Below are 21403 nucleotides of genomic sequence, written 5' to 3'. Positions count from 1 at the left end.
TTTGCGGGGCGCCAAATTGGCCACCATGACCGTCAACTTGCCGATCAGTTGTTCCGGTGAATAGGCGGATTTAATGCCCGAAAACACCTGTTTTTGTCCGTGTTCGCCAAGGTTCAGCGTGAGCTGCAGCAGTTTGTCTGCCCCTTCAACGGCTTTGGCGTCGACGATTTCGGCCACCCGCAGATCGATTTTGGCAAAGTCCGGAAACTCAATCGTGTCCGCGATGGCGTCGCTGTTGGTTTGCGGCGCCGTTTTCTGGGTTTTCTTGGCCGCCTTGTTGTTGTTCTGCGGCGCCTCGACGGCCTGTTGGCTGTCGTCGACCATGGCTTGTACCTTGTCGCTGTCGACCCGGGACATCATCGCCTTGAAGGTTTCGATGTTGTGGTCGAGCAGCGGCGTAAACTCGTCGCCCCAGTGCAGCTCAACATTCAAAAAGGCCTCGACTTGCTCTGCCAGCTTGGGCAGAACCGGGGCGAGGTAGGTCGCCAGTACCTTGAAAATATTGATGCACTGGGAGGCTACGGCAGCGGCTTCGGTTTTGCCATCGTCTGTTTTGGCCAGTTTCCAGGGTTCGCAGGCATCGAAGTACTCATTGGTAGCGTCGGCCAGTGCCATGATTTCGCGCACGGCTTTGCCGTAGTCGCGGTGTTCGATGTGGCGGGCAATATCGCCGGAGGCGGCGGTGACCTGCTGCCACAGTTCGGGCTTGTGCAGGCTGGCGCTGAGGCGGCCGTTGTTGCCCTTGTGAACAAATTTGGCGCTGCGGCTGGCGATATTCACCAGTTTGCCGATCAGGTCGGAGTTTACCCGCTTGGTAAAGTCTTCCAGATTGAGGTCGATGTCGTCGACGGCGCCGGACAGCTTGGCGGCGAAGTAGTAACGCAGGTATTCCGCCGGCAGGTGTTTGAGATAGGTCTCTGCCTTGATAAAGGTGCCGCGACTCTTCGACATCTTTTTGCCATTGACGGTCAAAAAGCCGTGGGCGTAGATGGCGGTGGGCTGGCGGAAGCCGGCGGAGTCGAGCATGGCGGGCCAGAACAGGCCGTGGAAGTTGATGATGTCCTTGCCGATAAAGTGGTAGAGCTCGGCCTCTGAGCCCACTGCCCAGTAGTCGTCGAAGTTGCGGCCCTCGCGCTCGCACCAGTTGGCGCAGCTGGCCATATAGCCGATGGGGGCGTCCAGCCAGACGTAAAAGTATTTGCCGGGCGCGCCGGGGATTTCAAAGCCAAAGTAGGGGGCGTCGCGGGAGATGTCCCAGCTTTGCAGGCCGGCGTCGAGCCACTCGCGCAGTTTGTTGGCAATTTGTGGTTGCAGGCTGTCGCTGGCGGTCCAGTCGCGCAGCAGGTTTTCAAAGTCGCCGAGTTTAAAGAAGTAGTGTGTCGAGGCCTTTTCGATCGGCGTGGCGCCGGAAATTGCCGAGCGCGGGTTGATCAGCTCGGCGGGGGTGTAGGTGGCGCCGCAGGCTTCGCAGTTGTCGCCGTACTGGTCTTCGGTTTTACATTTGGGGCAGCTGCCCTTGATGTAGCGGTCGGCCAGAAACAGTTGTTTTTCTGGGTCGAACAGCTGGGTGATCTCGCGTTTTTCGATATGGCCATTGGCCTCCAGGCGGCGGTAGATCTCCTCGGAGTAGTGCTGGCACTCGGGTGAATGGGTGCTGTAGTAGTTGTCGAACTTCACCAGAAAGCCGTCGAGATCGCGCTCGTGCTCGGCCTTGACGCGGGCGATTTGCTCCTCGGGGGTGATGCCGAGTTTTTCGGCGGTGAGCATGATGGCGGTGCCGTGGGCGTCGTCGGCGCAGAGGTAGGCGCAGTCATTGCCCCGCAGTTTCTGAAAGCGCACCCAGATATCGGTTTGTATCGATTCGAGCAGATGTCCCAGATGGAGGGGGCCATTGGCGTAGGGCAGGGCACTGGTGACCAGAATCTTGCGAGACATGCTAATCCTTTCTAAATCGGGTTGTCGGTAGAGCTGCGGCGGCGGTTTAAGCGTCCGTTAGCGGCAGCGCTGGGGCGCGTTACTATAGCGTTTTTATGCCAGTGGCGCATCTGTTCGGACGTTGTGAGGCCGCCTGCTGCGGCGTATACTCGCCGGCTTAATTGCAGTACAGCGGCCCGGCTTAGGGTCGCGACACAGGAGCGTATTTTGCAATCTGATCAGGCCATTATTGAGTGCTTGTCGGCGGCGGTGTTGCCGGGGCTGAGCCAACCGCTGGCGGCGCTGGCAACGATTGAGCCGCCCGTTGGCGGTAGCTGTAACGTGGTATTGGGCTTTGCTGCGCGCAGTCATCAGCAGCAGTACCAGCAGTTTTTACAGGGCCTGCTGGCCGAGCGCGGTGTGGACTGCGCGGTAAACGTTAGCTGGCGCATTGATCCTCATGCTGGTTCGCAAGCGATTAAGAATATGGAAAACGTCCGCAATATTATTGCGGTAGCCTCGGGCAAGGGCGGGGTGGGCAAGTCCACGACCTCGGTGAACCTGGCCTTGGCGCTGGCGGCAGAGGGCGCCCGTGTCGGCGTGCTGGACGCGGATATCTACGGGCCGAGCCTGCAGATGATGCTGGGGGTGGCGGCGGATCTGCGGCCCAAGCAGTACGGTACGCACTATTTGTTACCGGTTGAGGCCTATGGCCTGCAGACGATGTCGATGGCGTACTTGGTGACCGAGAAAACACCGATGGTGTGGCGTGGGCCGATGGCGACCGGCGCCTTGCAGCAGCTTCTGTATCAGACCTACTGGCAGGATCTGGATTATTTGATCATTGATATGCCGCCGGGCACTGGTGATATTCAGCTGACACTGTCGCAGAAAGTGCCGGTGGCGGGCGCGGTGGTGGTGACGACGCCGCAGGATATTGCACTGCTGGATGCCAAGAAGGGCATAGAGATGTTTGCCAAGGTGTCGGTGCCGGTATTGGGCATTGTTGAGAATATGGCGGTGCATGTCTGCAGCGAGTGCGGTCACGCCGAGCATGTATTTGGCAAGGGTGGCGGCGATCGCATTGCCAGCGACTACGGGGTGCCGATGTTGGGTTCGCTGCCGCTGTCATTGCAGATTCGCGAGCAGGCCGACTGTGGTCAGCCAGTGGTGGCTTCGGCGCCGGACAGTGACGCGGCGCAGATGTACCGTCAGGTGGCGCTGAGCATGGCGGCTGAGTTGGCACGGCGCAATCGCGGTGCGGCGGCTGCGCCGACGATTTCAATTAGCGACGATTAATTATTTTCGCCGCCGCATAAGGTGGTGCAGGGGAGTGTAATGGCGATTAAGTCAGATAAGTGGATTCGCCGCATGGCGGAGTCCGAGGGGATGATTGAGCCCTTCGAGCCGGGTCAGGTACGCGAGCAGGATGGCAACAAGATTATTTCCTACGGTACGTCCAGCTATGGCTACGATGTGCGCTGCGCCAATGAGTTCAAGGTGTTTACCAATACCTATTCGGCGACAGTGGACCCCAAGGCCTTTGATGATCGCAGTTTCGTCAATATCACCGGCGATTCCTGCATTATTCCGCCGAACTCTTTCGCGCTGGCGCGCACGGTGGAGTACTTCCGTATTCCGCGCAGTGTGCTGACGGTGTGTTTGGGTAAGTCGACCTACGCCCGCTGCGGCATTATTGTCAATGTGACCCCGCTGGAGCCGGAGTGGGAGGGGCATGTCACTCTGGAATTTTCCAATACCACGACGCTGCCGGCGAAAATATACGCCAACGAGGGCGTGGCGCAGATGCTGTTCTTTGAGTCCGATGAGGTGTGCGAGGTGAGCTACCGCGACCGCGGCGGCAAATACCAGGGGCAGCGTGGGGTCACACTGCCGAAAACCTGAGGGCGGTTGGGCTTACTCGGCGCCGGGAGTTGTGATGTTGGCGCTGAGGATGTCCAGGGTGTAAAGCTCATCGTCTTCGTGTTGTTCGAGTTTGACGATCAGGTAGTTGAGTTGTGGCGCCACCCAGATAAAGGATTCGCTGCTGCTGCCTTGCCGGTGGCGGCGCAGCTTGACGGTGTCCAGTGGGCCGATGGCCGTATCCAGGTGCTCGTTGCCGAGTCGCTGGATTTGGTAGGTTTTTAACTTTCCCTTCTTTTTGACGATGGTCTGGCTGATATCGCCTTGCAGCTGATTGTTCATCAGCATCTCCCTGAGTTGTAATTGGGAGCTGAGTTGGTCGCTGTAATCACTTTTCAGTACTTGTTGCCACGGGCGGCTGGCCTTTGTGTCGGAGACCAGGCCGCGCTGCCAGTCGAATAGCACCTGCTGGTTTTGCTTGCTGCTGAGATTGTTTTCGTAGCGGTAGCGCAGTGGGCGCAGCTGGCCGTTGTGTCTTTCCACCACGGTTTCTTCTTCTACGCGAAGAAAAAATAATTTGGCTGTTTGACTGAGCTTCCAGTGATCGCCGTCGCGCTGTAGTTGGCGCTCTGCGGTGGTGTTTAGGCCGTCGTGACTGATGCGGTATTGGGCCTTATAGGGCAGCAGTAATGACTCGGTGGGCGTTGTTGGCGTGGCCCGGGCGGCGCTGCACAGCAGTGCCGTTAAGAGGACGAAGACCTTAGTTGCCGTCGAAGGGTACACCGTGCTGTGGAAGTACTTGACCATCAAGAGTCGCCTTAGAAGCTGTTAGAGACAAACGGCCCTCGGCAAACCAGCGGGCTGCCAGGGGGTAGATTTGATGCTCTTTGGACAAGACTTTCGTTGCAAGGGTTGCAGCGTCATCGCCGGCAATTATCGGTATTTTTGCCTGAATGATTGCCGGGCCGCCGTCTAGCTCCTCGGTGACGAAGTGCACCGTGGCGCCTGCTTCGCTGTCGCCGGCATCCAGTGCGCGTTGGTGAGTGTGCAGGCCGGGGTACTTGGGTAGCAGCGAGGGGTGGATGTTGAGGAGTCGGCCGAGGTAGTGGCGGACAAAACCGCTGGTGAGGATGCGCATAAAACCGGCGAGGATCACCAGGTCTGGCTGGTGGCGGTCGATTTCCTCGCGCAGCGCTGCATCGAAACTGTCGCGGTCATCGAAATCCTGGTGTTTGATGCAAGCGGTGGCAATGCCGGCGCGCTGGGCGCGCTGCAGGCCGCCGGCTTCTGCCTTGTTGCTGATGACGGCGACAATGCTGCCGCCGCCGAGCTGCTGCTGTTGGCTGGCGTCAATCAGCGATTGCAGGTTGGAGCCACTGCCGGAAATCAGTACAACAATGCGACAGCTCATGATTTATAGGTCGTTAAGTGCGACGCGTTCCCCGTCGTCGTCAGCGGCTTCAATGTGGCCGATAACCATCGCGGTTTCGCCGTGTTGATGAAGCATGTCGACAATGTTGCCGGCTTGGTCGGCCGAGACGGCCATCACCATGCCAATGCCGCAGTTAAAGGTGCGGTACATCTCGCGGCGTTCAACGTTACCCTGTTCTTGCAGCCAGCTAAAGATAGCCGGTTGCTGCCAGCTGGCGGTATTGATAACCGCGCGGGTGTTGCGCGGCAGCACGCGGGGAATGTTTTCCAGCAGGCCGCCGCCGGTGATGTGGGCGAGGGCATTGACTTGGAACTGCTTGATAATGTTGAGCACGGGTTTCACGTAAATGCGCGTGGGCGCCAGTAGTGTCTCGCCCAGTGTGCTGTCGCCAAATGCACTGTCTAGTGGTTCGCCACTGCGTTCAATGATTTTGCGGATCAGCGAGTAGCCGTTGGAGTGCGGGCCGGAGGAGCCGATGCCGATCAGTGCGTCGCCAATGCGAACCGAGCTGCCGTCGATGATGGCTGATTTTTCCACCACGCCGACGCAGAAGCCGGCCAGGTCGTAGTCTTCGCCTTCGTACATGCCGGGCATTTCAGCGGTTTCGCCGCCCACCAGGGCGCAGCCGGATTGTTCGCAGCCGGTGCCAATGCCGCTGACGACACTGCTGGCGATGTCGACGTTAAGCTTGCCGGTGGCGTAGTAATCGAGGAAAAACAGCGGCTCGGCGCCAGTGACTAGCAGGTCGTTGACACACATCGCCACCAGGTCGATGCCAATGCTGTCGTGAATGCCGACATCCATGGCCAGCTTCAGCTTGGTGCCGACGCCGTCGGTGCCCGATACCAGTACGGGTTCTTTATAACCTGTGGGAAGCTGACACAGTGCGCCAAAGCCACCGAGGCCGCTCATGACTTCCGGGCGGCGGGTGCGTTTGGCAACATCTTTGATGCGCTCGACTAGGGCGTCACCGGCGTCGATGTCTACGCCGGCGTCTTTGTAACTCAGGCTGGGCTTGTTGGTATCGGTCATAGTGCTTGGCTGTCCTCTTTGAGGGCGCTATTCTAGCTTGGTTGGTCGCGCAATTCAGCAGCTAAATCGGGAATTTTGCGGAGCGTTGGGACTTGGCTGGTGCGCCTTGCTAAACTGTTGCGCCATATTCAGGGAGAGGGATTTGAATACCGTGATTATTGCGCTTAGGCGGCCATTGCTGTTGATAATTGCTGCGCTTGTGTGCTCGCTATCGGCCGCCGATATGGTTGACGGCCTCTATGAGGAGCGTTTGCCCGTTGCCGGCCAGTCGCCTGCGGTGCTAAAAGCGGCCGCTGCAGAGGGTTTGCAGAAGGTCTTTGTGCGCGTCTCGGGGCGAGCGCAATTGGCGGAGTCAGCGGCGATTACCGCTGCCTTGGCGGCACCGGAAGCCTTTCTCACTCGCTATCGCTACCAGCGCCAAGAGCTGCCGTCCGGTAGCGAATTGTGGCTGGATATGCGCTTTTCTCCGCGTCAGGTTAATGCCGTACTGCAAACGGCGGGTTTGCCGGTGTGGTCGGCAAATCGCCCGTCGGTGCTGATGTGGGTGGTGGTGGACACCGAACGCGGGCGCCAGCTGTTGGGTAATGGCGCCTATCCTCGGCTAGAGCAGGTGCTGCGCGATGAGGCACGCCGCCGGGGGCTCGCCCTGCAATTTCCGCTGTTTGACCTGGTTGATGCTGGCAACCTCAGTCCGCAAACGCTGTGGCAAATGCCTGAGCAGAAAGTGCGCGAGGCCTCTCTGCGTTATTCGCCACCGTTTATTTTGATGGGGCGCGCCTCGCAATTCTCGACGGGACAGTGGTTGGCTAGCTGGGCGCTACTCGATGAGCACAACAGCTTGCGCTTTGATACGGAAAGCCAAGACAGTCCAGCATTTGTTGCGGCGGCCGTCGATCGCGTTGCCGACACACAGGCCCGCCGTTACGCGGTGAGCAGTGTCGCAGAGGCAGGTGGTCGAACGCTGATACATGTTAGCGGCATGCAAGGCTTTAACGATTATGCGCAGTTGGTTAGCTATCTGGAGTCGCTGGCCGTAGTTGAGCATGCGAATGCCGCCTGGATGTCGGGCGAGACCTTGGTGTTGGAATTGGTGCTCAAAGACGATATGGAAAAAGTGCAGCGTTATATACAGCTTGACGGCCGGCTGGTTGCACGGGATACGGCGGAATTAAGTGCGCGGGGGCCGTTGGCGGTGACCGCTTATTATCTCTGGCAGGGCTCGCGATGACCGTCAATGGTCGCCTGCTGTGGTGGCTGGCCGGCGTTGTGCTGGTGGCCTGGTTGCTCAACGCCTTGAGCCCAATCTTGATGCCCTTTGCCATTGCGTCGGTGCTGGCGTATATGGGCGACCCGCTGGCTGATCGCTTAGAGGCGAGAGGGCTGGGGCGTACCGTGTCGGTGGTGTTGGTGTTCAGCGGGCTGACCTTGTTTTCCTTGTTAATGTTGTTGATTACCTTGCCGCTGTTGCTGGAGCAGTTGCAGCTCCTGGGGCAGCGTCTGTTTGCCTTGCTGGATTGGTTTCAGGAGGTTGCTCTGCCCACCCTGCGTGGCTATATGGACCTGCCTGAGCAGGGCGCGTCTATGGATACGGCGAAAGAGGCCTTTAGTCGACACTGGGGGGCGGCGGGCGATCTGTTTGTGTATCTGTGGCAAAAGGTCAGTGGTTCCAGCGTTGCGCTGATGACCTGGGTGGCCAATGTGACGCTGATTCCGGTGGTGACATTTTATCTGCTGCGCGACTGGGATGTGATGATGGCGAAGATTCGCCAGTTGTTGCCGCGTTCCCACGAGGCTCTATATGTGGATATTGCCCGTCAGTGCGACGAAATCCTCGGTGCGTTCGCGCGTGGTCAATTTCTGGTGATGTTGTCGCTGGGGGCGATTTATACAGTAGGTTTGTTTATTGTCGGTTTGGACTTGGCGCTGGTGCTGGGCTTGGCGGCGGGCTTGGCCAGTATCGTTCCCTATTTGGGCTTTATTGTCGGTATTGCCGCTTCGGGCTTGGCGGCCTATTTTCAGTTTGATCTGTCCTGGCAGTTGCTCGCGGTGGCCGTGGTATTTGGCGCGGGCCAGCTGCTGGAAAGTCTTTATCTGACGCCGACGTTGGTGGGCGACAAGATTGGCCTGCATCCGGTCATGGTGATCTTCGCCATTCTCGCAGGTGGTCAGCTCTTCGGTTTTCTCGGTATTTTGCTGGCGCTGCCGCTGGCGTCGGTGATTAAAGTGATGGCGAGCTATTTACACGCCGTGTACGTGGAGAGTGACTGGTATCGCGAAGGTGGGGAGTTGCCGCTGCTGGAGGATGACGACTGATGGACCGCGGCCAACTGCCTCTGGCGCTGAGTCTCGATACCCAGGCAACCTTTGACAATTATTATGTGGCGGATGCTCAGCGATTGCTGGTTGCTGCCCTAAAAGACGCCGCGGCTGGAACTGGCGAGCGGCTGATCTACGTTGCTGGCCGCACTGGGCGGCGGCATCTTTTGCAGGCCTGTTGTCATCTTGCCGAACGACACGGTCGTTATGTGCGTTATATCCCTGTTGCGGATTTGTTGGATTATCCCGCCGATGTGGTGCTCGACGGTGCCGATCAGTGTGAGCTGCTGTGCCTGGATGACCTCGATGCGGCGGCCGGTAGTCGCGATTGGGAATTGGCGCTGTTCAATCTTTATAACCGCAGTCTTGCCTGCGGCAGCACCTTGTTGTTTGCCGCTGCCGAGGTGCCGGCAGCACTGCCGGTGGCGTTGCCTGATCTGATGTCACGCTTGCAGAGTTTTAGTATTTATCGGCTCAGTGAGCTCAGTGAGGCGGAGCGTATTGCGGCCTTGCAGCATAGGGCGGCGGTGCTCGGTTTGGAGCTGGGTGAGTCTTTGGCCGAATATATTTATCGCCGCTGCCAGCGAGATCTAAAAAGTTTGTTCGCCGTATTAACTGAGTTGGACCGCCACAGTTTGGCGAGGCAGCGGCGCCTGACCACGCCGTTTGTAAAAGAAATTATGGGCTGGTAGTTGAACCATTATCTTGTTTTGGGTTCTTGGTTAGGCGGTGAGCGGTGCTAGGGAGTTGCTTATATGGCGTTGACGCTCTATAACAGGGATGTTGCTGAGCCGCGGTAAAATTACACAAAAGCGAGCGTGCAAGCGTAACATTGCATGTTATTCTTGATGCAAGACCTGCCAATAAGGCTGGGCGATGGAAGACTTAAGAATTAATCAGGGGGAGTTACACGATGCGTAAAATTTTAATGGGTGCCGCTGTTGCTGCAGTGATCGCTGCGCCGGCAATGGCCGACGACCACAGCAATAAGTGGTATTTGAATGCGGGCCTTGGCTATCAGATTTTTGATAGTGCTTGGGACCTGGACGAAGCTGCTGCTGTGGTGCTTGGTGTTGAGAAAAAACTCACCAAGGACTGGGGTGTTGAATTCGGTGCCAGCTACTCTGATACCGATAACTCGTACGGCGTGGGCGCTGCTGATGCCGAGGTGACCTTCCTCTCTGCCAGCGCGATTCGCTACTACAACGCGGGTGAAAAACTCGAGCCCTATGCCGCTTTGGGCCTGGGCATGGGTTTCATTAACTTCCACACGATTCGTGAAGAAGAAATTACTCAGGCAAACCTCGGTGGCGGTTTCCGCTACGCGCTGTCTGGTCCGCTGTCTCTGCGTGCCGATGCTCGTTACTACTACGGTTTCGATCATGAAACTGACGACGGTATCGTTTCTCTCGGCCTGAGCTACGCGCTGGGCGGCGACTCCAAGCCTGCGCCTGCGCCGATGCCGGCCAAGGCGGCTGACAGTGATGCCGACGGTGTTGCCGATGCCATGGATCAGTGCCCTGGCACTCCAGCAGGTGTCGCGGTAGACGCGAAGGGTTGTGCGCTGGATAAAGATGGCGACGGTGTACCTAACTATCGCGATAAGTGCCCGAACACGCCTGCCGGCCGTCAAGTCGACAAGTTTGGCTGTAAGTTTGTTCTCACGCACACCGAGTCCATTAAGATGGATGTGAAGTTCCCGCTGAACTCCGATGCGATTCCCGCATCTCAGATCAGTGAGCTGAAGAAAGTGGCTGACTTCATGAAGAAATTCTCTGGTGTTAAAGCCGTTGTTGAAGGTCACTCCGACAGCACAGGTGCTGCCAGCTACAATAAGCAGCTGTCTCAGCGTCGTGCCGACGCCGTGCGTAACGCGCTCATTAAAGAGTTCGGTATCGACGCCAGCCGTCTGAGCGCTATTGGCTACGGTGAAGAGCGCCCGATCGCCGACAACAGCACTACCGCTGGCCGCCAGGCTAACCGCCGTGTGGTTGCCGTGATGGAAGCTGAAGTCGCGAAGTAATCAACACGTTCTGACCGCTAAAGGGGCTCTTCGGAGCCCCTTTTTTTGTGCCTTATTTTTGTGCCTCAGTGATGTTGCCTGTGGGGATGGGCCCCGCCAGCCGTGGTGTTACGTGGTTTACGTGAAGTTGGCACAGTTTTTGTTGGTTATCTCTCGGAGACAGAGTGAATTGCAGCATATTCACTAATTTGGTGCGCGATTATGGGCCGAGCATGGGTTGGCTGGCACCTAAACAGTGCGCCGCAGTGGGAGAGAACAATGATATTTGGCAGGAAGAAACGCAAACCTATCACCATCACTGATAAAAAGGTGGTCGATTGGAAGTACGCGGTCTGCGGTTACTGCTCAACAGGCTGTTCAATTGAGGTCGGGCTCAATGCCGAGGGCAAGCCGGTGGCGAGTCGCGGCAAGGGCAATGCTCCGGTCAATCAGGGCAAGTTGTGTATTAAGGGTATTTTTGAACACGAGCTGAGTGCAACCTCCGGGCGCGGCACTCAGCCCTTGATGCGCGAGCGCATCTACGAAGATTTTGCACCGGCGACTTGGGATCAGGCGCTGGATAAGACGGCCGCTGAAATTCAGCGCATTCAAGAAAAATACGGTCGCGATAGCGTCGCCATTGTCTCTACCGGCCAGCTGCTTACCGAAGAATTTTATACCCTGGGCAAGTTGGTACGCGGCGTGATTGGCAGCAACAACTACGATGGCAATACCACGCTGTGCATGGCGTCGGCGGTGTCGGGCTACAAGCGCTCGTTTGGCGCCGATGGCCCGCCGGGTTGCTATGACGATTTTGAGAACACCCACTGCCTGATGGCCTTTGGCTCCAACCTGCCCGAGCAGCACCCGATTATTTACTGGCGCCTGAAAGAGGCGCTGGAAAAGCGCAAGTTCCCGCTGATAGTGGTCGACCCGCGGGTCACCATGTTCGCGCAGTTTGCCGATATCCACCTGCCGATTACCCCCGGCACTGACCTGGTGCTGCTCAATGCCCTGGCTCATGTGATTCTTAAAGAGGGTCTGCAGGATCAGGACTATATCGACGCCCACTGCAACGGCTTTGCCGAGCTTAGCGAAACCGTGGAGAAATACGATCCGGTGACGGCATCGCGTATCTGCGGCATCGATCCCGACACCATTAAGCACGTGGCGCGCATCTACGCCAAGGCGCCGTCGGCGATGAGCATCTGGACCATGGGGATCAACCAGAGCACCCACGGCACCGACGGCGTTTGCGGCATCAATAATCTCAACCTGATTACCGGCAATATCGGCGTGCCCGGTGGCACCAGTATGTCGATTACCGGCCAGTGCAACGCCATGGGCACCCGGGAGTGGTCTTCCTGTTCGGGGCTGCCCGGCTACCGCATGCTGGAAAAGCCCGAACACCGCAAGGAAGTCGCGGATTTCTGGGGCGTCGATGAGGCGTTTTTTCCGGCTAAACGCGGCCTGCAGCAAACCGACATTTTTCCGGCGATCGAGTCCGGCGAAATCAAGGCGCTGTGGATTGTTGCCACTAACCCCTTGACCTCAATGCCCAATCAGCCGCGTATTAAGAAGGCGCTGGAAAAACTCGAGTTTATGGTGGTGCAAGATGGCTACCAGGATTGCGAGACCGTCGATTTTGCCCATGTGTATCTGCCCGCCGCCGTGTGGGGCGAAAAGGAGGGCGTGCAGACCAATACTGAACGGCGCGTCAACCTGGTGCGCAAATTCACCGCACCGCCAGGCGATGCCAAGGCGGACCACTGGATCTTTACTCAGTTGGCCAAGCGTTTTGAGCGCGGTCGGCAAGTGAATTTTCCGGAGACGACATCGGAAATTTTCGACGAGATGAAGCAGTTGTCGAAAGGGCGTGGCCGCAACCTCGATATTTCCGGTATGAGTCACGACCTGATTGAAGAACAACGCGGCATCCAGTGGCCAATGCGCGAGGGTGACGACAGCGGCAGCCCGCGGCTGTACAGCGATGGTGTGTACCCCACGCCCAATGGTCGCGCCAACCTGTTGGCGATGGACTATATCGAGGACAACGAGGTTCCCGATGAACAGTATCCATTCTGGATGAACAGCGGTCGCGTGGTGGAGCATTTCCACACTCGTACCAAGACCGGCAAAATCGGCAACCTTAACAAGTTTAGCCCCACGCCCTATATGGAAATGAACCCGGACTCGGCCAAGGCCTTTGGTGTGCGTCATCAGAGCTATGTGCGGCTGGTGTCGCGACGCGGCGATGCGGTGGTTATGGTGCAGCTCACCCAACGGGTGCCGCGCAATATGCTGTTCATTCCCATGCATTATCACGATTGTGTAAACCGTCTGTCGCTGGGCCTGCTGGACCCCTATTCACGACAGCCTGCGTTTAAACAGTGCGCGGTGCGCATTGAGCAGATCGATCAGAATGAAGCGGCGCGCTTGAATGTTGAACGCCGGGCGTTTTAACGCGACCCGCGGGCGCTGGGCGCCCGCATTGCGAACAAAAGGTTTTAGCCATGTGGAAAGTTAGAGACGACGAACCCCAATACGCCTTTCTGAAGGAGCCCTCGGTTCCCGAGGTCAATTATTACGAAGCGCCCATCGACCTGATTGCCCGCAGCGGCGGGGCCGTGCCGGCGGGGCGTGAGATGTTTATCAATGAAGAGCCGGGGGTGGGCAACAACCCCAACCGCAATAAACAGCACGCTTTTCACTTTACTGCAGACAACTGCATTGGCTGTCACGCCTGTGAAGCGGCCTGTAGTGAGAAGAACGACAACCCGGCGCATATCAGCTTTCGCTCAGTGGGCTATGTCGAAGGCGGCAGCTACCCCGACTTTAAGCGCATGAATATCTCCATGGCCTGTAACCACTGCGACGACCCGGTGTGTTTGAAGGGCTGTCCGACCCGCGCTTATACCAAACACGTTGAGTATGGCGCGGTACTGCAGGACCCTGAAACCTGCTTTGGCTGTGGTTATTGCACCTGGGTGTGTCCCTACAATGCGCCCCAGCTCGACCCGATTAAGGGTCAGGTCAGCAAATGTAATATGTGTGTTGACCGCCTGGAGGTGAATCTCAAGCCTGCCTGTGTATCCGCCTGTCTGGGTAACGCCTTGAACTTTGGTGTGGTTGAAGACCTGCCGGAAAACCGCGAACAGGCCAAGTTGAGCATCCCCGGTTTCCCCGATCCGGAGATCACCCATCCGAATATTCGTTTTCAGCAAACCAAGGGGATGCCGGATGAGGTGACCCGTACCGATGGTATGCCGGTGAAGTACCACAAAGACGAGGACGGTCAGTACCGCCCTGTGGTCGACCAGAAAAAAGGCGTCGAGAAAAAGTGGAGCATTGGCAAGCTCAGCTCGCGGGAAAACCCGCTGGTGATTTTTACCCTGGTCAGCCAAACCTCCCTGGGCGCCTTTTTTCTCAGTGCCCTGGGCAGTGCCCTGGGTATTGATGCCGCAGTGGCCTTTCGCGAGTCGGTGATGTATGTGCCGTTTATGGCGGTGGTGGTCGGCCTTGCCGGTTTGGGCATGTTGATGTCGGCCACTCACCTGGGTAAGCCGATGCGCTTTTATCGCGGTTTCAATAACCTGCGTCACTCGCCGGTCTGCCGCGAGGGCCTGGGTATGCTGCTGTATATGGTGTTCGCCGGCTTGCACACTCTGGCGGTGCTGCCGGACAACGCCGTGTTCCAGTCGCTGCTGGGCGACTGGGGCAGTTATCCGGTGGCAGCATCCAGCTTTAGTGTGCTGGCGCTGATCGCCGGTGCGGTGGGGCTGTACTATATGTACCGCTGCTACCGTATTCCTGCGCGACCGTTCTGGAACCACTGGCAGACCGGTAGCAGCTTTGCCGGCACGGCACTGGCGCTGGGCGCGCTGTTGACCCTGTGGTTTGCTGTACCGACGCTGAGCTACAGCGGTGCCGATGCTGCCGTCGCCAGCCTGCTGGGCCTCGGTGGCCTGGTGATTGCCGCAGCGGTCGTACTGGAAGGTTTCGGCCTGTGGCGCCACGCGGTGGCGATGAACCACGGCAATAACGAGGGCAGTGTTTCGCACTATATTCAGAGCACGGTGTTTGGCAAAAGCTATTTGCTGCGCAACGGCTTGCTGGCCTTGAGTGCGCTGCTGGCCCTGTGTATCGCTCTGTCTGGCAGTGCGCTGCTGTCACTACTGCTGCTTGCTGTTCTTAGCCTGTCGCTGCTGATGACCGCGCTTGTCGGACGCGCGCTGTTTTATGTGCTGGTGGTGCCGACCACCATGCCGGGTGCCTTTTTCTGGAAGAACAAGGACTTTGAAGAACACGCCCGCGATATCGGTTTGGCAAATATGCCGCAAGTGGGCGTGGTTGCCGACCTGCACTGATGCCCTGCCAGCGCTGCCCAGGCAGCGCTATTTCGCCCTGTTGTAGTGAGGTCTTAGCGCGGTCCCAGTGACAGCGCCAGGATCATACTCAATTCGCACAGTGGCCGACCGCTGTCGGCCTGCATGTCATTGAAGGCCTCTTGCACCTTGCGCAGATCTCGCTTAGCGGTGATCTGTGTGCGGTCGACGATACCCTCGGCGCGCAGTGCGGTGCAGACGTCGCGGCTGAGGATAAAGCTGTCCTTGCCGACAAAACGCAGAAAATATTGACCGCTGTTGCCGCCCAGGCGGCTGCCGTGTTTCTTTAAGTACTCCCACAGGCCGGTGATATCCTCGCCCGGCCAGTCGGCAAGAAAGGCACCGACGCCGCCGTGAGATCGCTGTAGTTCCAAGACAAAGTGGGCATTGTCCTGCACCGCTCTCACCTTGCTGAGGTTGCGGATAATTCGGCTGTCACTGGCCATTGCCTCGATCTGCTCAGGTGAACGCGAAGCCAGCCAGATCGGCAGAAAACCGTTAAAGACCTCCTCAAAGCCGGGCCATTTGTGCGTGACAACACGCCATACAAAGCCGGCGCGAAATATACACGCGGCCATTTCCGCTAGATAGCGGTCGTCGCTGAGCGCGCGCAACTGCTCGGCGCTGCGGGGCTGTGGCAGGCGCTGTTCTAGGGCCTCCAAACCACCGTGCTGGTCGAGGGCGCGCTGTAAATAGCGCTGATACAGGCTGGGCATTGCATCGATCTCCGCAATAGGGTCGCCACCTCATGCAGACGGATGATTGGGCGCTGCCGGGTGCGGGGCTAACATGATGGTCGATTATCATACTTAAAACGCCTGGGCGACGCAGCGAGTCTGCGATAAACGGCCCCGCATGCCGGAAATAAAACTATGACAGAACAAAATTGGGATCACAGCGTCGACGTACTGGTTGTCGGCAGTGGCAATGGTGCGATGACGGCCGCCCTGAGTTGCTATGAAATGGGCCTCAAAGATGTACTGTTGGTGGAAAAATCCGAGCTGGTGGGTGGCACCAGTGCCACCTCCGGTGGCGGCGTGTGGATTCCCAACAACCGCTATGCCAAGGCGGCCGGGGCTCAAGACAGTGTTGCCGATGCCAAACAATATTTGCTCAACACCACGCCCGCAGGTGCGGTGCCGGAAGAGATGGTCGATGCCTATCTGGAGAACGGCCCTAAAATGGTCGACTTCCTTCACCAGCGCAGCGATGTTCGCTACGAAACTCTGGAGCACTACCCGGATTACTACACCAATGTAGAGGGCTCGCGCACCGGTCACCGCTCGATGGAGCCCGAGCGTTTTGACTCCTCGCTGCTCGGCGATGACGTTAAGCGCCTGCGTCCTTCCCATCACATGATGCGCCTGTTCGACCGCATCTACTTCACTCAGGTTGAGGCGGCGCTGTTGACTGTGCAGGGGCCGGGTTGGGTCAAGTTAACGATGAAGCTGATGGCCAGTTACTTTCTGGACTTCGCCTGGTTGCTGCGCGGCCGCAAAACCGGTCGCAAGGTCTGCACTGGCGCCGCGGGTGTGGCGCGGCTGTGGTACTCGCTGAAAAAGCGCGATATTCCGCTGTGGACCGAAACGCCAATGCTGTCGCTGATTGAAGAAGATGGCCGCGTGGTGGGGGCCGAAGTCAGTAAAAATGGCCAGCGCATGCGTATCCAAGCGCGCAAAGGCGTGGTATTGGCGGCCGGTGGTTTTGAAAAAAATCAGGCGATGCGTGAGCAGTATCTGCCGGCGCCGACCAGTACCGCTTGGAGTGGCGGTGTAGACGGCAACACCGGTGATGCGATTCAGGAAGGCATGCGTCTGGGGGCGGCGACCCGCCTAATGGATGGTGCCTGGTGGTGTACCACGATATCGGTGCCCGGCGAGCCGGCGCCGCGACTCAGCATTATGGAAAAGTCGTTTCCCGGTTCCTGCATGGTGAATATGAAGGGCGAGCGCTTTGCCAATGAGTCGCAGAATTATATGGCTTTCCAGAAAGAGCTCTACAAGGTGCATACCGAAGAAAACCCCTGTTCGCCGATGTACCAGATTTTCGACGCGCGCTTCCGTCGCGATTACATTGTCGGGCCGCTGATGACTGCCCAGCTCAAGCCGGATTGGACTATTCCGAAAGAGTGGTTTGACAGCAAGTTGGTGGGCAAGGCAAACAGTGTGCGCGAGCTGGCCGAGCAGCTGGGCATTAACGCCGACAATCTGGAAAAGACCGTAGAAAATATGAACGGTTATGCCAAAACCGGTAAAGACCCCGAGTTCCAGCGCGGTGATTCGGCTTACGACCGCTACTACGGCGACCAGCGCTTTGAGCCGAACCCCTGTTTGGGGGCGATTGACGAGGCGCCGTTTTACGCGATTCGCGTGGATGCCGGTGATTTTGGCACCCAGGGCGGTTTGGCAACTAACCCCAATGCGCAAGTGCTTAAGGAGAATGGCGAGGCGATTGAGGGGCTCTATGCCGTGGGTAACTGCAGCGCTGCCGTGCTGCCCACTTATCCCGGGCCGGGATCGACGCTGGGGCCAGCGATGACGTTTGCCTATCAGGCCGCCAAGCACATCAGCGGCTTTCGGGACTGAATTGGCCGCGGCGAGCTCCTGCTCAGGATGGCGGTCATAAATCCTTAGCAATTGTTCGATATTCTCTATTGGCCTGCTGAGACAGAGCAGGGCGGGGTCGCGGACTGCGGCTCCGGTGGCAGTGCGATAAGGCTGACGACAATAACGCTAAGGTGCTCAGCGACAATAACAGGGGCATGCCGCCACGGCAGTGCTGAGATAGGGGATAAACGCCCCATCGCCGGTCTGATAAAACCCGCCTAGGCGGGTTTTTTTATGCTCAATAAATCTTATTTGGGTCTTCATAAGACGCAAATTTTGGCTATACCGGTCTGTATAAAATAAAAATTTCCCTTGTCACTGTCTATTATGTAAGCAAACGCATAGTCATAGATAGCGGGTGACGCCATGGTACTGCGCAAGGTTTCGCTGGACGACAAATACGCCTTGGATACCACCAGAGCCTATCTCACTGGTATCGAAGCGCTGGTGCGCTTGCCGATCTTGCAGCACCAGCGAGACCAAGAGCGAGGGCTTAACACCGCGGGCTTTATTTCCGGTTATCGCGGCTCGCCCTTGGGCACGCTCGATCAAACCCTGTGGCAGGCACAGGATTATCTAGACAAACACCATATCAAGTTTGTCCCCGGCATCAATGAAGACCTGGCGGCTACCGCCGTTTGGGGCAGTCAGCAAGTCGGCCTCAACGGCCATGCAAAATACGACGGTGTGTTTGGCATGTGGTATGGCAAGGGGCCGGGGGTGGATCGCAGCATGGATGTGATCAAACACGCCAATGCCGCGGGAACCAGCAAGTACGGCGGTGTGTTGGCGGTGGCCGGCGATGACCATGCGGCCAAGTCGTCGACGCTGCCGCATCAGTCTGAGCATATGTTTATCGGTGCCTCGATACCGGTGCTGGCGCCGGCCAATGTGCAGGAGGTCTTGGACCTCGGCGTTTTCGGTTGGGAGCTGTCGCGTTACTGCGGCAGCTGGGTGGCGCTGAAGGCGATTACCGAAAACATGGACTCGGCGATTTCCGCCGAGATCGACCCGCATCGCATTCATATCGCCCTGCCCGAAGATTTTGTGCTGCCCGAGGACGGCGTGCACTTACGTTGGCCGGATACGCCGCTCAATCAGGAGCTGCGCCTCAATAAGTTTAAAATTTATGCCGCGCGGGCCTTTGCCCTGGTCAACCATATCAACCGCATTGTTATCGACAGCCCGCGGCCACGGCTGGGGATTATCACCAGCGGCAAGGCCTATCTCGATGTGATGCAGGCGCTGGAGGACCTGGGGATCGACCGCAACAAGGCCGCAGAGATCGGCCTGCGGGTATATAAAGTGGGCATGCCCTGGCCACTGGAGCCAGTATTGACCCATGAGTTTGCCAGCGGCCTGGACGAAATTTTAGTGGTCGAGGAAAAGCGCTCGATTATCGAAGACCAGCTCACCGGGCAGTTGTATAACTGGGCGGTCGATAAGCGGCCCAGGGTTATTGGCGAGTTCGATGAGTACGGCCACGACCTGTTGCCCAATTTGTCTGAATTGACGCCGGCGATGGTGGCGCGGGCCATTGCTGCGCGCATCCGCCGCTTTTATCAGAGTGAGGAAATTGAAAAGCGGCTGAGCTTTTACGAGCAGAAAGAACAGTCGATTGCCAGCAAGCGCAATAAGATTGAACGCAAGCCGCACTATTGTTCGGGCTGCCCCCACAATACTTCCACGCAAGTGCCCGATGGCAGTATTGCCATGGGGGGGATCGGCTGCCATTACATGAGTACCTTTATGGAAAGCCGCCCGGCGCAAACTTTTACCCAGATGGGGGGAGAGGGGGTGACTTGGGTCGGCCAGGCGCCGTTTACCGATACGCCCCATGTCTTCCAAAATCTCGGCGATGGCACCTACTTTCACTCCGGCTTGTTGGCGATACGTCAGGCTATAGCGGCTGAAGTGAACATCACCTACAAATTGCTCTACAACGATGCGGTGGCGATGACGGGTGGTCAGCCGGTGGACGGCCAGTTAAGCGTGGAACAGATTGTCCAGCAGTTGCGCGGCGAAGGCATTAAACGCATTGCGGTGGTCTCCGATCAACCGGAAAAATTTCATCTGCATCAGGGCGATGGTCTCAGCGTTCACCACCGCGATGCGCTGATGGCGGTGCAGGATGAGCTGCGTCATACCGAGGGTTGCACACTGTTGATTTACGAGCAGACCTGCGCCGCCGAGAAACGCCGACGCCGTAAGCGCGGGCTGATGGATGACCCTGATCGCCGCATTTTTATTAACCAAGCGGTGTGCGAAGGCTGTGGTGACTGTGGCAAAAAATCCAATTGTCTGTCAGTACTGCCGCTGGAAACCGAGCTCGGTCGCAAACGCCAGATTGACCAGAGCGCCTGCAACAAAGATTACTCCTGCGTAAACGGTTTCTGCCCGAGTTTTGTCTCGGTAATTGGCGGCCAATTGAAAAAACGCCAGGCGGCCAGTGAGGGCGATACTGTGGCGTTGCCGGATCCGCTGCTGCCGTCACTGGCGCGGCCGTGGAATATTGTGGTGACCGGGATCGGTGGCACCGGGGTGCTGACGGTGACGGCGGTGTTGGCGATGGCCGCGCATATTGAAGGCAAGGGTTGCGCCACCATGAACCAGACCGGCCTGGCACAAAAGTTCGGGCCGGTGGTCAGTCACTTGCGCGTCGCTGCCAAGCAAGAGGATATCAATGCGGTGCGCATTCCCGCCGGTGACGCCGACCTGTTGCTCGGCTGTGATTTGGTAGTCAGCACCAGCGACGAGGCTATTGCCAAGGTGAATGTCGAGCGTTCTTTTGCGGTGGTCAACGACAGCGAATCGCCGACGTCGGCCTTTGTTTACGACCCCGATGCGCAATTTCCGGGCGCCAGCATGAAGCGGTTGATCGAAGAAGAGGTCGGGGAGGGCAAGGTACATTTTGTCGAGGCGTCAGCGATAGCCAGTCACTTGCTGGGCGACGCGGTCGGCACCAATTTCTTTATGTTGGGCTACGCCTTTCAAAAAGGGCTTATTCCGATCAGCGCCGAGGCGATTGACGCCGGTATCGAGCTAAACGGTGTCGCCGTCGCGTTTAATCAACGCGCTTTTCGTTGGGGTCGCCGCGCGGCCGTCGATGAGCCGGCTGTGCGCCGTGCCGGTGGCTTGGACGCTCAGCATTGGCAGCCGCTAAATAAACTGAGCGACATTGTCGATCATCGCTATCAATTGCTCTGCGATTATCAGGATCGCGATTACGCCGACGGCTACCGTCAGCTGATAGGGCAGCTTAGCGACGCCGAGCGCGCGCTCAATGGCGATACTGATCTGCCGCTGACCGTGGCGGCGGCGAAGTCGCTGTATAAAGCCATGGCCTACAAAGACGAGTATGAAGTGGCGAGACTGTACAGCGACGGCCGCTTTATGGCGCAGCTGCGTGAACAATTTGAGGGCGATTTTAAACTCCAGTTTCATCTGGCACCGCCGCTGCTGAGTAAAAAAGATGCGTATAGCGGTGAGCCGAGAAAACGCAGTTTTTCGGCCTGGCTACTGCCGGTATTTCGGCTAGTCGCGCGCGGCAAAGTTTTGCGTGGTAGTCGCTGGGATGTGTTTGGCTACAGCGCCGAGCGGCGCTTGGAACGACAGTTTCGCGACGATGTGATCGCCGATCTGCAGGAGCTGTGCGGCTGTCTGAATGCGGATAATGTCGCGCTTGCCCTGCAATTGATACAGCTTGTCGACAAGGTGCGCGGCTTCGGCCACATCAAGGCTCACAGTCTCGAGCAATACCGGCTGCGGCGCAGCCATTTGATCGCCAAGCTGCGCGGCGAGGCGCTGCCCTTTGTCGACGTGGGTGGCGGTGATGTGAAAGGTGCGGCCTAGC

Annotated in this window: 15 protein-coding genes; 10 read left to right on the top strand and 5 right to left on the bottom strand. The window is 57.8% G+C overall.

Going from position 1 to position 21403, the window contains the following annotated elements; all coding sequences use genetic code 11:
* Positions 1-1935 (bottom strand): methionine--tRNA ligase (metG, locus tag ABYM29_RS04400; protein WP_372862604.1); only part of this gene is annotated, 1935 nt, incomplete at its 3' end.
* A gap of 207 nt (positions 1936-2142) precedes the next feature.
* On the opposite strand from metG, the gene apbC reads away from it, so the two are divergent.
* Both apbC and dcd read left to right on the top strand, forming a co-directional pair.
* A complete protein-coding gene (gene apbC, locus ABYM29_RS04395; RefSeq protein ID WP_372862601.1) occupies positions 2143-3213 on the top strand; it encodes an iron-sulfur cluster carrier protein ApbC in 1071 nt (356 codons plus the stop codon).
* Between the two features lie 39 nt (positions 3214-3252).
* The gene (gene dcd, locus ABYM29_RS04390) at positions 3253-3819 is read left to right on the top strand and encodes a dCTP deaminase (RefSeq protein ID WP_372862599.1); all 567 of its coding nucleotides are present in this window, start codon (positions 3253-3255) and stop codon (positions 3817-3819) included.
* Positions 3820-3831: 12 nt separating this feature from the next.
* Here the strand turns inward: dcd and ABYM29_RS04385 are convergent, their stop codons facing one another.
* The 3 genes from ABYM29_RS04385 to purM are packed head-to-tail and all read right to left on the bottom strand — an operon-like array spanning position 3832 to position 6241.
* Entirely contained in the window at positions 3832-4584 is a 753-nt protein-coding gene (locus ABYM29_RS04385) for a DUF3108 domain-containing protein (RefSeq protein WP_372862596.1), read from the bottom strand.
* Positions 4538-5188 carry a phosphoribosylglycinamide formyltransferase gene (gene purN, locus ABYM29_RS04380; RefSeq protein WP_372862594.1) on the bottom strand — a complete coding sequence of 217 codons (651 nt, stop codon included), beginning with the start codon at positions 5186-5188 and terminating at the stop codon, positions 4538-4540. The genes ABYM29_RS04385 and purN overlap by 47 nt, the downstream gene beginning before the upstream one ends.
* Positions 5189-5191: 3 nt before the next feature.
* Positions 5192-6241 (bottom strand): phosphoribosylformylglycinamidine cyclo-ligase, encoded by a 1050-nt coding sequence (gene purM, locus ABYM29_RS04375; protein WP_372862592.1) that lies wholly within the window; start codon positions 6239-6241, stop codon positions 5192-5194.
* 151 nt (positions 6242-6392) lie between these two features.
* Here purM and ABYM29_RS04370 point away from each other — a divergent pair, with 151 nt between their 5' ends.
* The 6 genes from ABYM29_RS04370 to ABYM29_RS04345 all read left to right on the top strand — a co-directional run bounded on the left by ABYM29_RS04370 (position 6393) and on the right by ABYM29_RS04345 (position 14926).
* Positions 6393-7469: a DUF2066 domain-containing protein gene (locus tag ABYM29_RS04370; RefSeq protein ID WP_372862607.1), complete on the top strand. Its 1077-nt coding sequence runs from the start codon at positions 6393-6395 to the stop codon at positions 7467-7469.
* Positions 7466-8554, top strand: coding sequence for an AI-2E family transporter (locus ABYM29_RS04365; protein ID WP_372862589.1), 1089 nt, complete (start codon positions 7466-7468; stop codon positions 8552-8554). The genes ABYM29_RS04370 and ABYM29_RS04365 overlap by 4 nt, the downstream gene beginning before the upstream one ends.
* Positions 8554-9249, top strand: coding sequence for a DnaA regulatory inactivator Hda (gene hda / locus ABYM29_RS04360; protein WP_372862588.1), 696 nt, complete (start codon positions 8554-8556; stop codon positions 9247-9249). Before ABYM29_RS04365 ends, hda begins: the two co-directional genes overlap by 1 nt.
* 221 nt (positions 9250-9470) lie before the next feature.
* A complete protein-coding gene (locus ABYM29_RS04355) occupies positions 9471-10580 on the top strand; it encodes an OmpA family protein (RefSeq protein WP_372862585.1) in 1110 nt (369 codons plus the stop codon).
* Between the two features lie 258 nt (positions 10581-10838).
* On the top strand, positions 10839-13022 hold the full coding sequence (locus tag ABYM29_RS04350) for a molybdopterin oxidoreductase family protein (protein ID WP_372862582.1): 2184 nt from the start codon (positions 10839-10841) through the stop codon (positions 13020-13022).
* 50 nt (positions 13023-13072) lie between these two features.
* Positions 13073-14926, top strand: a complete 1854-nt coding sequence (locus ABYM29_RS04345) for a DmsC/YnfH family molybdoenzyme membrane anchor subunit (RefSeq protein WP_372862579.1) — start codon at positions 13073-13075, stop codon at positions 14924-14926.
* Between the two features lie 53 nt (positions 14927-14979).
* Here ABYM29_RS04345 and ABYM29_RS04340 read toward each other — a convergent pair whose 3' ends face one another.
* The gene (locus ABYM29_RS04340; RefSeq protein WP_372862576.1) at positions 14980-15660 is read right to left on the bottom strand and encodes a DNA-3-methyladenine glycosylase I; all 681 of its coding nucleotides are present in this window, start codon (positions 15658-15660) and stop codon (positions 14980-14982) included.
* Between the two features lie 156 nt (positions 15661-15816).
* On the opposite strand from ABYM29_RS04340, the gene ABYM29_RS04335 reads away from it, so the two are divergent.
* Together ABYM29_RS04335 and ABYM29_RS04330 are read left to right on the top strand one after the other, a co-directional pair.
* Positions 15817-17529: an FAD-binding protein gene (locus tag ABYM29_RS04335; RefSeq protein ID WP_372862573.1), complete on the top strand. Its 1713-nt coding sequence runs from the start codon at positions 15817-15819 to the stop codon at positions 17527-17529.
* Between the two features lie 387 nt (positions 17530-17916).
* Entirely contained in the window at positions 17917-21402 is a 3486-nt protein-coding gene (locus ABYM29_RS04330; protein ID WP_372862572.1) for an indolepyruvate ferredoxin oxidoreductase family protein, read from the top strand.
* Position 21403: the final 1 nt, after the last annotated feature.

It is taken from the genome of Spongiibacter sp. (assembly GCF_041602295.1).
Taxonomy (GTDB): domain Bacteria; phylum Pseudomonadota; class Gammaproteobacteria; order Pseudomonadales; family Spongiibacteraceae; genus Spongiibacter.
The sequence above is the reverse complement of the archived record's forward strand: the minus strand, read 5'-3'. Positions and strand labels throughout refer to the sequence as shown.

What these genes read in the sequence shown, in the direction of transcription:
- ABYM29_RS04385 (WP_372862596.1), bottom strand. Translation starts at nt 4,584, where the DNA reads ATGGTCAAGTACTTCCACAGCACGGTGTACCCTTCGACGGCAACTAAG.
- ABYM29_RS04365 (WP_372862589.1), top strand. Translation starts at nt 7,466, where the DNA reads ATGACCGTCAATGGTCGCCTGCTGTGGTGGCTGGCCGGCGTTGTGCTG.
- purN (WP_372862594.1), bottom strand. Translation starts at nt 5,188, where the DNA reads ATGAGCTGTCGCATTGTTGTACTGATTTCCGGCAGTGGCTCCAACCTG.
- ABYM29_RS04340 (WP_372862576.1), bottom strand. Translation starts at nt 15,660, where the DNA reads ATGCCCAGCCTGTATCAGCGCTATTTACAGCGCGCCCTCGACCAGCAC.
- hda (WP_372862588.1), top strand. Translation starts at nt 8,554, where the DNA reads ATGGACCGCGGCCAACTGCCTCTGGCGCTGAGTCTCGATACCCAGGCA.
- ABYM29_RS04355 (WP_372862585.1), top strand. Translation starts at nt 9,471, where the DNA reads ATGCGTAAAATTTTAATGGGTGCCGCTGTTGCTGCAGTGATCGCTGCG.
- ABYM29_RS04335 (WP_372862573.1), top strand. Translation starts at nt 15,817, where the DNA reads ATGACAGAACAAAATTGGGATCACAGCGTCGACGTACTGGTTGTCGGC.
- dcd (WP_372862599.1), top strand. Translation starts at nt 3,253, where the DNA reads ATGGCGATTAAGTCAGATAAGTGGATTCGCCGCATGGCGGAGTCCGAG.
- ABYM29_RS04345 (WP_372862579.1), top strand. Translation starts at nt 13,073, where the DNA reads ATGTGGAAAGTTAGAGACGACGAACCCCAATACGCCTTTCTGAAGGAG.
- ABYM29_RS04330 (WP_372862572.1), top strand. Translation starts at nt 17,917, where the DNA reads ATGGTACTGCGCAAGGTTTCGCTGGACGACAAATACGCCTTGGATACC.
- ABYM29_RS04350 (WP_372862582.1), top strand. Translation starts at nt 10,839, where the DNA reads ATGATATTTGGCAGGAAGAAACGCAAACCTATCACCATCACTGATAAA.
- purM (WP_372862592.1), bottom strand. Translation starts at nt 6,241, where the DNA reads ATGACCGATACCAACAAGCCCAGCCTGAGTTACAAAGACGCCGGCGTA.